Origin of the sequence: Pseudorhodoferax sp. LjRoot39 (assembly GCF_964253035.1) — a bacterium.
Lineage (GTDB): Bacteria > Pseudomonadota > Gammaproteobacteria > Burkholderiales > Burkholderiaceae_C > Pseudorhodoferax.
The window spans coordinates 7497118-7510815 of record NZ_CAXUQL020000001.1; the positions used below are offsets into that span (position 1 = coordinate 7497118).

General features: G+C 68.3%; 12 protein-coding genes. 5 read left to right on the plus strand and 7 right to left on the minus strand.

Translation table 11 applies throughout. The features are described 5' to 3' along the window. Both ACSQ4M_RS35000 and ychF read right to left on the minus strand, forming a co-directional pair. Complete coding sequence (locus tag ACSQ4M_RS35000; protein WP_436193932.1) at window positions 1-1440, minus strand: aldehyde dehydrogenase family protein; 1440 nt, start codon at window positions 1438-1440, stop codon at window positions 1-3. A gap of 122 nt (window positions 1441-1562) precedes the next feature. Continuing rightward, window positions 1563-2654 carry a redox-regulated ATPase YchF gene (gene ychF / locus ACSQ4M_RS35005; RefSeq protein WP_436193933.1) on the minus strand — a complete coding sequence of 364 codons (1092 nt, stop codon included), beginning with the start codon at window positions 2652-2654 and terminating at the stop codon, window positions 1563-1565. 376 nt (window positions 2655-3030) lie between these two features. Between ychF and ACSQ4M_RS35010 the strand changes: the two genes are divergently transcribed. Then, entirely contained in the window at window positions 3031-3633 is a 603-nt protein-coding gene (locus tag ACSQ4M_RS35010) for a hypothetical protein (RefSeq protein WP_436193934.1), read from the plus strand. A gap of 72 nt (window positions 3634-3705) precedes the next feature. After that, window positions 3706-4242, plus strand: coding sequence for a hypothetical protein (locus ACSQ4M_RS35015; protein ID WP_436193935.1), 537 nt, complete (start codon window positions 3706-3708; stop codon window positions 4240-4242). A gap of 139 nt (window positions 4243-4381) precedes the next feature. Here ACSQ4M_RS35015 and ACSQ4M_RS35020 read toward each other — a convergent pair whose 3' ends face one another. From ACSQ4M_RS35020 to ACSQ4M_RS35040, 5 genes are all read right to left on the minus strand, one after another. Next, on the minus strand, window positions 4382-4591 hold the full coding sequence (locus tag ACSQ4M_RS35020) for a YbdD/YjiX family protein (RefSeq protein WP_436193936.1): 210 nt from the start codon (window positions 4589-4591) through the stop codon (window positions 4382-4384). Next, on the minus strand, window positions 4588-6645 hold the full coding sequence (locus ACSQ4M_RS35025; protein WP_436193937.1) for a carbon starvation CstA family protein: 2058 nt from the start codon (window positions 6643-6645) through the stop codon (window positions 4588-4590). The genes ACSQ4M_RS35020 and ACSQ4M_RS35025 overlap by 4 nt, the downstream gene beginning before the upstream one ends. Before the next feature lie 107 nt (window positions 6646-6752). After that, the gene (locus ACSQ4M_RS35030) at window positions 6753-7376 is read right to left on the minus strand and encodes a response regulator (protein WP_436193938.1); all 624 of its coding nucleotides are present in this window, start codon (window positions 7374-7376) and stop codon (window positions 6753-6755) included. Then, window positions 7373-8722, minus strand: a complete 1350-nt coding sequence (locus ACSQ4M_RS35035; RefSeq protein ID WP_436193939.1) for a cache domain-containing protein — start codon at window positions 8720-8722, stop codon at window positions 7373-7375. The genes ACSQ4M_RS35030 and ACSQ4M_RS35035 overlap by 4 nt, the downstream gene beginning before the upstream one ends. A gap of 19 nt (window positions 8723-8741) precedes the next feature. Then, window positions 8742-9653 carry an MOSC domain-containing protein gene (locus tag ACSQ4M_RS35040; protein WP_436193940.1) on the minus strand — a complete coding sequence of 304 codons (912 nt, stop codon included), beginning with the start codon at window positions 9651-9653 and terminating at the stop codon, window positions 8742-8744. A 76-nt stretch (window positions 9654-9729) separates the two neighbouring features. On the opposite strand from ACSQ4M_RS35040, the gene ACSQ4M_RS35045 reads away from it, so the two are divergent. The 3 genes from ACSQ4M_RS35045 to ACSQ4M_RS35055 all read left to right on the plus strand — a co-directional run bounded on the left by ACSQ4M_RS35045 (window position 9730) and on the right by ACSQ4M_RS35055 (window position 13590). Next, complete coding sequence (locus tag ACSQ4M_RS35045; protein ID WP_436193941.1) at window positions 9730-10878, plus strand: FAD-dependent monooxygenase; 1149 nt, start codon at window positions 9730-9732, stop codon at window positions 10876-10878. A 76-nt stretch (window positions 10879-10954) separates the two neighbouring features. Next, entirely contained in the window at window positions 10955-11722 is a 768-nt protein-coding gene (locus tag ACSQ4M_RS35050) for a DsbC family protein (protein ID WP_436194125.1), read from the plus strand. A 38-nt stretch (window positions 11723-11760) separates the two neighbouring features. Then, window positions 11761-13590, plus strand: a complete 1830-nt coding sequence (locus ACSQ4M_RS35055; RefSeq protein ID WP_436193942.1) for a M61 family metallopeptidase — start codon at window positions 11761-11763, stop codon at window positions 13588-13590. Window positions 13591-13698: the final 108 nt, after the last annotated feature.

The window sequence follows — 13698 nt, forward strand, 5'->3', positions numbered from 1 at the left end:
TCACCCTCCAGCCGTCTTGGGCGCGAAGCCCAGCATGGCCTTCACTTCGAGAAACTCGCCGAAGGCATGGTCGCCCCACTCGCGGCCGTTGCCCGACTGCTTGAAGCCGCCGAACGGCGCCGTGAGGTCGATCGCCGCGCTGTTGATGTTGACCTGGCCGGCGCGCAGGCGCGAAGCCACCTCGCGCGTGGCCTCGGGGTCGGTGCCCGACACATAGGCCGCCAGGCCGTAGGGCGTGTCGTTGCCGATCTCCACGGCCTCGTCCACCGTGTCGTAGCCCAGGATGGTCAGCACGGGGCCGAAGATCTCCTCGCGCGCCACCGTCATGCGGTTGTTCACGCCGCCCAGCACCGTGGGCTTGACGTAGTAGCCCACCTCCAGGCCCGCCGGCTTGCCCGGGCCGCCGGCGACCACGGTCGCGCCTTCGGCGATGCCCTGGTGGATCAGGGTCTGGATCTTGTCCCACTGCGTGGCCGAAATCACCGGGCCCAGCTGCGCGCCGCTGTCGGGCGCGCCCACCGTGGTGGCCTCGGCGACCTGCTTGGCGATGGCCAGCGCCTCGGCCATGCGCGCGTTGGGCACCAGCATGCGCGTGGGCGCATTGCAGGACTGGCCGGAGTTGTTCATGACGCCGCGCACGCCGGCCTTGATGGCCTGCTTGAAGTCCGCGTCGGGCAGGATCACGTTGGGCGACTTGCCGCCCAACTCCTGGTGCACGCGCTTGACCGTGGGCGCCGCGTTGCGGGCCACCTCGACACCGGCGCGCGTGGAGCCCGTGAACGAGACCATGTCAACCTCAGGGTGCGAGGAGATGGCCGCGCCCACCGTGGGGCCGTCGCCATTGACGAGGTTGTAGACGCCCGCCGGCACGCCGGCCGCATCCAGGATCTCGGACCAGATGTACGCCGAGAACGGCGCGATCTCCGAGGGCTTGAGCACCATGGTGCAGCCCACGGCCAGCGCGGGCGCGACCTTGCAGGCGATCTGGTTGACGGGCCAGTTCCAGGGCGTGATGAAGCCGCAGACGCCGATGGGCTCCTTGACCAGCAGCGTGCTGCCGCGCTGCTCCTTGAAGGCGTAGTCCTTGAGCACCGCCAGCGCGGTGCTCAGGTGCGCCAGGCCCATCGCGGCCTGGGCATCGCGCGCCAGCGCCACGGGGGCGCCCATCTCCTCGGTGATGGCCGCGGCCATGTCGGCGTAGCGCTTCTTGTACTCGGCGATCACGCGTTCGAGCAGCGCGACGCGCTCATCGACACTGCTGCGCGAATAGCGCGCGAAGGCCTTGCGCGCGGCCTGCACGGCACGGTCCACGTCGGCTGCGCTGCCCATGGAAATGCGGCCTGCCGGCCGCTCCGTGGCCGGGTCGATCACATCGATGCTCTTGGGCTCTGTGGGGTCGACCCACTGGCCGTCGATGTAGAACTTGAGGTAGTCGCGCATGTCTCGGGCTCCTGGTGTGAACGTCGGTGTTGAGAATCTCTTGCGTTCAAGAGGGTACAACGACCACCCGCCACCCGGGCCCGGCACAGTCCCGATGGCGACTGCCACCGGCGCGCCCTCGCTCAGCTGCTGAACAGGAAGTTCATCACGTCGCCATCCTTGACGACGTAGTCCTTGCCTTCGGCGCGCATCTTGCCCGCGTCCTTGGCGCCCTGCTCGCCCTTGAAGGCAATGTAGTCGTCGAAGGCGATGGTCTGGGCGCGGATGTAGCCCTTCTCGAAGTCGCCGTGGATCACGCCGGCGGCCTGCGGGCCGGTGTCGCCGACGTGGATGGTCCAGGCGCGCACTTCCTTCACGCCGGCCGTGAAGTAGGTCTGCAGGCCGAGCAGCTTGTAGGCGGCGCGGATCAGGCGGTTCAGGCCCGGCTCCTCCTGGCCCAGCTCCTTCAGGAATTCGAGCCGGTCGGCGTCGTCCATCTCGGACAGCTCGGCCTCGATCTTGGCGCAGATGGCGACCACGGGCGCACCCTGCTTGGCCGCGTACTCGGTCAGGCGGTCCAGGAAGGGGTTGTTCTCGAAGCCGTCCTCGGCCACGTTGGCCACGAACATGGCGGGCTTGGCCGTGATCAGGCTGAAGGTCTTGACCAGCGGGCGCTCTTCCTTGGTGAAGTCGAGCGCGCGCACGGGGGTGTTCTCGTTCAGCGCGGCCTGGCAGCGCTCCAGCAGGGCGACCAGCTTCTGCGCGTCCTTGTCGCCCGAGCGGGCGACCTTGGTGTGGCGGTGCAGCGCCTTCTCGACCGTGGCCAGGTCGGCCAGGCACAGCTCGGTCTGGATGACTTCGATGTCGGAGATCGGGTCGACCTTACCGGCCACGTGGATCACGTTGGGGTCTTCGAAGCAGCGCACCACGTTGACGGTGGCGTCGGTCTCGCGGATGTGGGCCAGGAACTTGTTGCCCAGGCCTTCACCCGTGCTGGCACCGGCCACCAGGCCGGCGATGTCCACGAACTCCACGATGGCCGGCACGATGCGCTCGGGCTGGACGATCTCGGCCAGCTGCGCCAGGCGCGGATCGGGCACTTCGACCACGCCCGTGTTGGGTTCGATCGTGCAGAACGGGTAGTTCTCAGCCGCGATGCCGGCCTTGGTCAGCGCGTTGAAGAGGGTGGACTTGCCGACGTTGGGCAGGCCCACGATGCCGCATTGGAGGCTCATGGAAATTCCTTTGAAATCAACCCCTTCTGCACCATCGAGCCCAACACGGGCGTGATCGATATGCCCGATCCGCGCGAAGCGCCGGCGGCAGGCGAGCACGCCATTTCGACCGGAGGTGCTGCAGCAATCGGAGGGCTTCGTCCTCGTCTTGCCTGGGGAAAGCAGGCGCCGATTGTAGGGAGCAGCGACGCCCCGCTGCGTCCACCGCATGGGCCCATGCCCCGCCCCCGTCAGCACAACGCGCAGGCGTACGCCCACGGCCGGAGGCGCTCCAACGAACGTTTGCGTGGAGAAGTCAACCCCTAGAATCTTGGGGGCGTATTTTTCTCTGTGGCGCGCGGTAGGCCACCTGTATTCATTTCCTGAAAGAGATGGCATGCGAGTTCTTCTTCTGGCTGCGGCATTCTTGGGCCTTGCGGGCTGCGCACAGATTCCGCCGGTGGCGGTTGACAAACCCGCCCAGCGCGAGCCCATCAAAAGCCAGGCGCAGGCCACGAAGTCGATCTACGTTTCAAACGTCACGACAAAAATGCTCGGCAGGAAAATAGGACAGGCCACAAGCGGATTGATCTGCATCAATGGTGAGGAGATGACCTGGCTTGACAGCCAGTTCGCGATCAATCTGATGCGGGAAAGGATTTCCGACACGCTGAGAAATAACGGTTACTCCGTTCACGTAGGCCTGATTCAGTCGAGCGCAGAAAAAGACGCCGATGTTCTGATTGGCGTAGGAATCGAGGACATGAAGGCCAATGTTTGCTTCTCGGTCCAAGGCCAGAAAGGTGAAGCATCATTCAAGCTGAAGTTCGAAATCCTGGACAACAAGACGCGCCAATCGATCAATCTCCTGGCCTCGGGATCGAGCAAGTTGACCGAGTTCGACAAGACAGGGACATCCCAGCTTCTGGCAGACGCCGCCGCCATGGCGACCGTGAATTTGCTGGCAGAAGAGATGTTTTTCAATGCCACGCGCAAGTGACCTTAGGCTGCTTCTTCCATAACCTGACGCCCCATCACCATCCCTGCTCCATCACCTCTCAAGAAAGAAAAAATGAAGGTAACCTCATCGCTGGCCCTGCTCGCCGCGGCTGTTCTGTCTGGCTGTGCATACAACGTCTCACCCTATGGCGCTTCGGTCAAGAACGTCGAATCCATCAAGTCGCTCGGAATCAAACCCGTCGCGGTAGCGGCGTTCCAATCGGTTAAGCCGGGGCAGTCATCGATCACTTGCCGTGCGGCCGGGCCCGTGAGCGTGTCGCCCAGCTTCGAGAACTACATCGAGAAGGCGCTGATCGACGAGCTCAAGTTGGCCGGGGCCTATGACCCGAACTCGAAACTCGTACTGAAAGGCAAGCTCGAAGAGATTGATTTCAGTTCCGGAATTACCGACGGGAAGTGGCTTTTCACCACCACGATTGCCAATGCAAGGAACGAGAGCCTGACCACGAAGTCGGTATTCGGGTTTTCCGGCAGCTTCGTCGCCGACAAGGCCTGCCAGGAAACTGCGCAGGCGTTCGGGCCCGCAGTCCAGAAGCTGGTCGAAGACATCGTCCGCGATCCGAAGTTCAAGCAGATCGCAACCGACTGAGGCGGCGGCGGCGACGGAGGGGCCCACGGTGGGCGGCGGCTGTCAGACGTCGGGCAAACACCTGCGTCGTGCCCACCGCAGCCAGGGCCTGAAGCGCCTCCGCCCCACGGTCGGGCAGCGCGGGGCCTGCTCCGCAATCTCAACAGCAACGGCCCTTGCCCGCGCCGTAGCGCGCCTCCAGGCGCTCTTTGAAGAACTCCTCGTAGCTCATGGGCGCACGGTCCGGATGGGTCGCGGCCATGTGCGACAGGTAGGTGTCGTAGTCCGGCAACCCGACCATGAGCCGCAGCGACTGGCCGACCGCGCGCGCAGAGCGCGCGAGGTAGCGGCCTGTGCCCTGCAGGTTCATCGCGCCGCCAGCGCCTCGTACGGCGTCTCGTGCGTCGTCGGCCGGTTGCTCGCGCGCGCCGCCAGGCAGGCCTTGACGCTGTAGACCAGCACGCTCAGCACCACGAAGATGAACAGCGCGCAGAGCGCGGCGTCCAGTCGGTCGTTGAAGACGATGCGGGCCATGGCCTCGGGCGTCTTGGCGGGCGCCACCAGCACGCCGTTGGCCAGGCCTTCGGAGTACTTGGCCGCGTGCGCCAGGAAGCCGATCTTGGGGTCGGCCGAGAAGATCTTCTGCCAGCCCGCGGTCAGCGTGCAGGCCAGCAGCCAGGCGGCCGGCGCGATGGCGACCCAGGCGTAGCGCTCGCGCTTCATGCGGAACAGCACGACCACGCCCAGCATCAGCGCCACGGCGGCCAGCATCTGGTTGGAGATGCCGAACAGCGGCCACAGCGTGTTGATGCCGCCCAGCGGATCGACCACGCCCTGGTACAGGAAGTAGCCCCAGGCCGCCACGCACAGCGCCGTGGCCAGGAGGTTGGCCGGCAGCGAATCGGTGCGCTTGAGCGCGGGCACGAAGCTGCCCAGCAGGTCCTGCAGCATGAAGCGGCCGGCGCGGGTGCCGGCGTCCACGGCCGTCAGGATGAACAGCGCCTCGAACAGGATCGCGAAGTGGTACCAGAAGGCCATCATGGCCTGGCCGCCGATGACCTGGTGCAGGATGTGGGCCATGCCCACGGCCAGCGTGGGCGCGCCGCCGGCGCGGCCCAGGATGGTGGTCTCGCCCACGTCCTTGGCGGTCTGCACCAGCATCTCGGGCGTGACGGCGAAGCCCCAGCCGGAGATCACCTGGGCCACGGCCTCGGGCGTGCTGCCGACCAGCGCGGCCGGGCTGTTCATCGCGAAGTAGACGCCGGGCTCGATGCAGGCCGCGGCCACCAGCGCCATGATGGCGACGAAGGATTCGGCCAGCATGCCGCCGTAGCCGATGAAGCGCGCGTGGCGCTCGTTGTCCAGCATCTTGGGCGTGGTGCCCGAGGAGATCAGCGCGTGGAAGCCCGACACCGCGCCGCAGGCGATGGTGATGAACAGGAACGGGAACAAATTGCCCGACCAGACCGGGCCGTTGCCCTGTGCGAACTGTGTGAGCGCGGGCATCTGCAGCTGCGGGCTGACCCAGACGATGCCGATGGCCAGCGCGATGATGGTGCCGATCTTGAGGAACGTGGACAGGTAGTCGCGCGGCGCCAGCAGCAGCCACACGGGCAGGCTCGCGGCCACGAAGCCGTAGCCGATCAGCATCCAGGTCAGGGCCTTGCCGTCGAAGGTGAACATCGGGCCCCAGACCGGGTCGGCGCTGACGGCCTGGCCGCCGAAGATGGCCGCCATCAGCAGCACGAAGCCGATGACGGAGACCTCGCCGATGCGGCCGGGACGGATGTAGCGCAGGTACACGCCCATGAACAACGCCACCGGAATCGTGGCGGCCACCGTGAAGGTGCCCCAGGGCGATTCGGCCAGGGCCTTGACCACGATCAGCGCCAGCACCGCGAGGATGATGACCATGATCATGAAGGTGCCGAACAGCGCGATCATGCCGGGCACGGCGCCCATCTCCTGCTTGACCAGGTCGCCCAGCGAGCGGCCGTCGCGGCGCGTGGAGATGAAGAGGACGATGAAGTCCTGCACGGCGCCGGCGAAGACCACGCCGGCCAGGATCCAGAGCATGCCGGGCAGGTAGCCCATCTGCGCGGCCAGCACGGGGCCGACCAGCGGGCCGGCGCCGGCAATCGCCGCGAAGTGGTGGCCGAACAGCACGTTCTTGTCGGTCGGCACGTAGTCCAGGCCGTCGTTGTGGCGGTGCGCGGGGGTCTTGCGGTTGCCGTCCAGGCCCAGCACCTTGTCGGCGATGAACAGGCTGTAGTAGCGGTAGGCGATCAGGTAGGTGCAGATCGCCGCGGTGACGATCCACAGTGCGTTGATGCTCTCGCCACGCGAGAGGGCCACGGTGCCGAGCGCGAATGCGCCGACCACGCCCACGGCCAGCCACACCAGGTGGCGACGGATGGTGTCCATGCGGATGTCTCCTCGAAGATGAAGGCCCGCAGTGTTCCGCGGCGGCGCGTACGCCGCATCCGTCGCAGCGCGTGGGTGGCCTACGCGCGGCCACCTAAGTGATAACCCTAAATCTGGCGCGTATGCTCCACGGCGTAGCGGATTAACTCGGGCAGGCTGTCGATGCCCAGGCGCCGCTTGATGCTCTGGCGGTGCGCGTCGACCGTGCGCACGCTCAGGCCCAGGTCGCGCGCGATCTGCTTGCTCGATTCGCCCCGGCCCAGCGCGGCCAGGATCTCGGACTCGCGCGGCGTGAGCAGCGGCCGCGGCTCGGCCTTGCGGAACAGCCGGCGCGAGACGGCCGGCGAGAGAAAGGTGCCGCCAGCCGCCGCGGCCTCGATGGCGGCCACGATCTCGGCCGCCGGCGCGTCCTTGAGCACGTAGCCGCGCGCGCCCAGCTGCAGCGCCTGCTGCACGTACTCGGGGTTGTCGTACATGCTCAGCATGACGATATGGGGCGGTCGGTCGCGTTGCAGGACCCGCGCCGCCAGCTCCAGGCCGTTCATGTCCTTCATGCCCACGTCCATGAGCAGCAGGTCGGGCGCGGCAGCGTCGAGCAACTCCAGCGCCTCGGCCGCGCTGCCGGCCTCGCCGACCACCGTGATCCAGGGCACGGACGCGAGCCGCGCGCGCAGGCCGTCGCGCACGAGCGGGTGGTCGTCGACGAGGAACAGGCGGACAGGTCGGCTCATGCGGAGGTGGGGAGTTCGGCTTCGATGGTGGTCGCGCCAGGTTCGGAATCAAGGTGCAGCCGGCCGCCCACGGCGGCCATGCGCTCGCGCATGTTGCGCAGGCCGATGCCGCGGCGCGCATCGTCCTGCACGGCCAGCACGTCGAAGCCCTGGCCGTCGTCGTGCACCGAGAGGCGCACGCTGGCGGCGTCGAAGCGCAACGCCAGCGTCACGCGGTGCGCGCCGGCGGCGTGCTTGTGCACGTTGGTCAGCGCCTCCTGCGCGACGCGGAACAGCGCGGTCTTGGCCTCGGCCGGCAGCTCGCGCGGCGCGCCCTCCACCACCGCCTCGGCCTGGATGCCGCCCTGGTCGTCGAACTCCTGCGCCAGCCGCTCCAGCGCGGCCGGCAGGCCCAGCTGGTCGAGCAGCGCGGGCCGCAGCCGGTGCGAGAGCCCGCGCACCTCGTGCAGGGCAGCGTTCAGGCGCTGCAAGGCCTTGGCCAGGGCCGGCGGCGGCGCGGGCGCGCCCAGCTGGTCCACATAGGACTCGATCTGCAGCTTGACGCCGACCAGCGCCTGGCTGGTGCCGTCGTGCAGCTCGCGCGCGAGGTGGCCGCGCTCGTCCTCCTGCGACTGCACGACGCGGCGCGCCAGCAGGCGCAGCTTGGCCTCGGCCGTGCGGTGCTCGCTGAGGTTGAGCAGCAGGCCCGCCGCGCTGACGGCGGCCAGGCACAGCGCGGCGATGCCGGCGATCCACAGCAGCGTGGCGGCCACGTTGGCGTTCATCTGCCGGTCCATGGCCGACAGCGTGGCCTGGATGTCGTCCAGGTACAAGCCGGTGCCCACCATCCAGCCCCAGCGCGGCAGCAGCGTCACGTAGCCCAGCTTGGGTGCCAGCTGCTCGCTGGAGGGTTTGCGCCATTCGTACTCGACCAGGCCGCCGCCGCTCTGCTGGGCGCCGCGCAGCAGGTCCTGGATGGTGTAGCGGCCCTGGGAATCGCGCAGGTCCCACAGCGAGCGGCCGACCAGCTCGGGCTGGCGCGAGTGCATGAGCGAGCGGCCCTCCAGGTCGTAGACGAAGAAGTAGCCGTCGTTGCCGTAGTCCAGCGCGGCGAGGCGGCGCAGCGCCTCGGCGCGCGTGGCCTCGTCCTGGCGGCCGCTGTCGTAGAGCGGCTGCACGGTGCTGAGAGCCAGCGCCACGTAGCTGCGCAGCTCGCTGCGGCGCTGCGCCATGTGGCTCTGCTCGATCAGCGTGCGCTCGCGCTGCGCAAGGTCGCGCTCCTGGTGGCGCACCGCCAGCGTGACCAGCACCAGGGCCAGCAGCAGCGGCAGCGCGGCCAGCGTGACGATCTTGGTGCGCAGCTGCATGGGGCGCAGCCCTCCTGGCTCAGTCGAAGCGGTAGTCGGCCGCGGCCGGCTGGCCGGGGCGCAGCGCGTGGTCGATGCCGTCCAGCACGATGGCGTTCATGCCGAAGGCGATGGCGCCGTCCACGGCCGGATGGGCACGGTAAGCCTGCATGGTGTCGCCGACCTCGGGGCTGGACAGGGCTGTGGCCGGGTCGATGTTGGGGATCGGGCAGCGCGGGCAGGGCTTGACCAGACGCAGCCGGGCCGCGCCCTCAAGCGTGGAGATCAGCAGCTCGCCGAAATTGTCCTCGTCGTGCGCGTCCACGCCGTCCAGCACGATGTTGGGGCGGAAGCGCTCGATGCCCACGGCGGCGTGGCCAGCAGCCCCCAGGCGTTCGTTGAGGCCATCGAGCGCGGATTGGCTCAGCACCAGCACGGGGAAGCCGTCGGCGAACTGGTTGGGCGCATCGACCTCGCCGGTCCAGCGCTTGTTGGACAGGCGCTGGAACTCGGGGTCGAAACGCACCAGGCGCAGCTTCTGGGCGGGCACGCCGGCCGGGCGTTCGCTGTTCAGGAAGTCGCTGAACCACTGGGCCGCCACGTCGCCCATGTCGTAGGCCTTCACACGGTCCTTCCAGACCGTGACCTCGCAGGGCTCTTCCACGGCATCGAGTGCGATGTGCAGGGCCAGCATGCCGGGGGCGCGCAGCACCATCTCGGAATGCTTGAGTTTGGGCTGGACCAGCGCCATGCGCGGCAGTTCGCGCTGGGTCACGAAGCGGCCTTCGTCGTCCACCACCATCCAGGCGCGGTCGAACTCCAAACCGGTTTCTGTCAACAGCACCTCGTCGACCTCGACGCCGGCGCAGGATTTGACCGGGTAGACGAACAGCCGCGCGACGCGGGCCTGGACATCGCGGGCGGACAGGTCGACAGCGGAATCGGAAGACATGGCGGAAGGCATGGCTGGGAAAGGGCTGAACGGTGGAGCGCGCATTGTGCCCAAGGGCGACTCCTACAATCCCGCGATGCCCTCCCCTCAAGCTTTCGACATCTGCGTGCGCGGCGGCGGCATCGTCGGCCGCACGTTGGCCCTGCTGCTCGCACGCGAGCGGCTGCAGGTGGCGCTGGTGCAGCCGGCCGCGCCGCGCCAGGGCGAGTCCTCCGACGTGCGCGCCTACGCGCTCAACGCGGCCTCGCGCCAGCTGCTCGAAGGCCTGCGCTGCTGGCCCGATCCGGCCGAGGCCACGGCCGTGCAGGCCATGCAGGTCTTCGGCGACGAAGGCGGCGAGGTGAACTTCGATGCTGCACGCCAGGGCCGCGGCATGCCGCTGGCCTGGATCGTCGATGTCGCGGCCCTGGAAAGGCGCCTGGCCGAGGCCGTGCGCTACCAGCCGCAGATCGAGGTGCTGGAGCAGCCTCCTGCCTCTGCGGCACTGACGGTGGTCTGCGAAGGCCGGGCCAGCAGCACGCGCGCCGAACTGGGCGTGGCCTACGACACCCATGCCTATGGTCAGACCGCCATCGCCACGCGGCTGCAGTGCGAACGGCCACACGGTCAGGTGGCGCGGCAGTGGCTGCTACAGGGTGAGGTGATGGCCCTCTTGCCGATGGCCGGCGCCGAAGGGCACCAGGTGGCTGTCGTCTGGTCGGTGCCACAGGAGCGCGCCGCCGCCACGCTGGCGCTGGACGACCTGGCCTTCACGCAGGCGCTGGAGCAGATCAGCCACGGCGCGCTGGGCACACTGCAGGTGGCCGGTGAACGTGCAGCCTGGCCGCTGCAGCTGGCGCAGGCCCGACACTTCGTCGGCGCGCAGGGCGTGGCGGGCGGCCTGACCGGCGCCTGGGCGCTGGCCGGCGACGCCGCGCACACGGTGCACCCGCTGGCCGGCCAGGGGCTGAACCTGGGGCTGGGCGATGCGGCCGAACTCGTGGCCCAGCTGCGCGCGCGGGACGGTTGGCGCAGCGTGGGCGATCTGCGCGTGCTGCGCCGCTACGAGCGTGCCCGCAAGACGGCGCTGGCCGGCATGCGCCTGGCCACTGACGGCCTGCAGCAGCTGTTCGCGCACAATGCACCGGCCTGGCAGGGCCTGCGCAATTGGGGTATGAACGGCTTCGAACACAGCGGCCCGCTCAAGCGCTGGGTCGCGCACCAGGCCATGGGTGTGAACGGCTGAACAGGCCGGCATTGCTGAAGGATTCCACGTGACGATTCGATTCCCCCGGCCCCAGGCCGCTCTCGCCGCACTGGCCATGGCCGTGTTGCTCCCCGCCTGCGGCAAGAGCGAGGCTCCGGCGGCGGCAACGCCCCCGCCTGCTGCGGCCCCCGCAGGCCCCGTCGCGGCCGGCACACCGGCCAACGCCGAAGCCACCATCCGCAAGGTGCTGACCGAGCGTCTGCCGCAATTGCCGGCCATCGAGGAAGTCACGGCCAGCCCGCTGCCCGGTCTGTACGAGGTGCGGCTGACCGGTGCCGAGATCGTCTATGCCGATGCGCAGGGCAACTTCCTGCTGCAGGGCCAGATCTTCGACACCCAGCAGCGCCGCAACCTGACCGAAGACCGCATCAACAAGCTCACGGCGCTGGACTTCAAGGACCTGCCGCTCAAGGACGCGTTCAAACTCGTGCGTGGCGACGGCAAGCGCAAGATGGCGGTGTTCGTGGACCCGAACTGCGGCTACTGCAAGCGCTTCGAGCGCGACATGGAAAAGATCGACAACGTGACGATCTACCTCTACCTCTACCCCATCCTGGGCGCGGACTCGGTGCAGAAGGCCCAGCACATCTGGTGCGCCAAGGATCAGGCCAAGACCTGGTCGGACTGGATGGTGCGCAACCAGGCGATCCCGTCGGCCGAGTGCGATGCCGCACCGGTGGCGCGCAACGTGGCGCTGGGGCGCAAGCACAAGATCACGGGCACGCCCACGCTGCTGTTCACCGACGGCACGCGCGTGCCGGGCGCGATGCCGCTGGACGAGGTCGAGAAGCTGCTGGTCAGCGCGTCTTCGCGCAAATCCTGAAGACGCGGGGCGCGTTGGGCGTCCTGTATTCTCGGGTGATGCCGACGACTTCCCCCTCTCCCGCGCCGGCGCGCAAAGCCGCCTCCGCAGACCAACACCACGACACGCCGGCCATCGCCTACCGGGTCGAACTGGCCGACCTGCATGCCCATCTGTACCGCGTCACGCTGACGGTGCAGGCCCCCCAGGCCCTGCAGCGCGTGTCGCTTCCGGTGTGGATTCCGGGCAGCTACATGGTGCGTGAATTCTCCAAGCACCTGCAGCAGCTCGAGGCCCACCAGGGCCGCAAGGTGGTGGACTGCCGGCAGCTCGACAAGAACAGCTGGGATCTCACGGCCGAACCCGGCAAGCCTCTGGTGCTGCGCTACCTCGTGCATGCGCACGACACCTCCGTGCGCACGGCCTTCCTGGACGCCGCACGCGGCTTCTTCAACGCCACCAGCCTGTGCCTGCGCGTGCATGGTCAGGAAGCCCAGCCGCACGGGCTGGAACTGGTGGCCTCGCGCCAGACCACGGGCTGGTCCGTGGCCACAGGCCTGGCGCCCCAGCAGGTCGATGCGGCGGGCTTCGGCCACTACCTGGCGGCGGACTACGACGAACTGGCCGACTGCCCGTTCGAGATCGGTGCTTACTGGCATGGCGACTTCAAAGCCGGCGGCATCGCCCACCGCTTTGTCGTGGCCGGCGCGCCGCCCTCGTTCGACGGCAACCGCCTGCTGCACGACGTGCAGAAGATCTGCGAGGAGCAGATTCGCTTTTGGCATGGGCAAGGCGGCAGCAAGCCGCCGCACAAGCGCTATGTGTTCCTGCTCAACGCGATGGACGACAGCTATGGCGGGCTGGAGCACCGCAATTCCACGGCCCTGGTCTGCAGCCGGCGCGACCTGCCGCGCCGCGACGAGGCCGGCGGCGAATCCGCGCGCCAGGCCGAGGGCTACACCACGCTGCTGGGGTTGATCAGCCACGAGTACTTCCACACCTGGAACGTCAAGCGGCTGCGCCCGGCGGAGTTCGCGCAATACCACTACGACGCCGAGCAGTACACGCAGCTGCTCTGGTTCTTCGAAGGCTTCACGAGCTACTACGACGACCTGCTGCTGCGCCGCTGCGGCCTGCTGGACAACGCCGGCTATGTGAAGCTGCTCAACAAGACCATTAACCAGGTGCTGCAGACACCGGGCCGGCTGGTGCAGTCCGTGGCCGAGGCCAGCATGGACGCCTGGGTCAAGTACTACCGCACCGACGCCAACACGCCCAATGCCACGGTGAGCTACTACGCCAAGGGCGCGCTGGTGGCGCTGTGTTTCGATCTCACGCTGCGCGCCGAGGGCCGCGGCACGCTGGACGCTGTGATGCAGCGCCTGTGGACGCAGTGCGCGGCCGGGCCGATGTCCGAGGCCGACTTCGCCGCAGCGCTGGCCGCAGTCGGTGGCCGGCCCTTCGACGCCGAGATTGCGGCTTGGGTCCATGGCCAGGGCGAACTGCCGTTGCGCGAACTGCTGGAGCGCCATGGTGTGGTCGTGCACGACGACCCAGCACAACTGGCCCAGCGCCTGGGCCTGCGCGTGAGCGAGCAGAACGGTGTGCAGGTCAAGGTCGTGCTGCGCGGCGGCGCGGCCGAACTGGCGGGCCTGGCGGCCGACGACGAGTGGCTGGGCGTGGAAACCGAGAACGAAGGCTGGCGCCTGAGTCGCCTGGACGACCTGGCCCTCTACACGGGCCGCACGCGCAGCGTCACCGCGCTGGTGGCGCGCGACAAACGCCTGCTGCGCCTGCGACTGGAACTGCCGGCGCCGCAGGACGGCAAGACCTGGCGCCTGGCGATCCAGAACACCCAGCCGGTCGACGCCTGGCTCGCGCCACTCTGAGCGGCGGCGGGCTTGTCCCGTGCAACTGAGCCAGTGGCTCGCTTTTGCATTGACGCCAATACGCCACCTCAAGCATCCCTGAAGGCGCAGCGAATCGGCGGCCCAAAG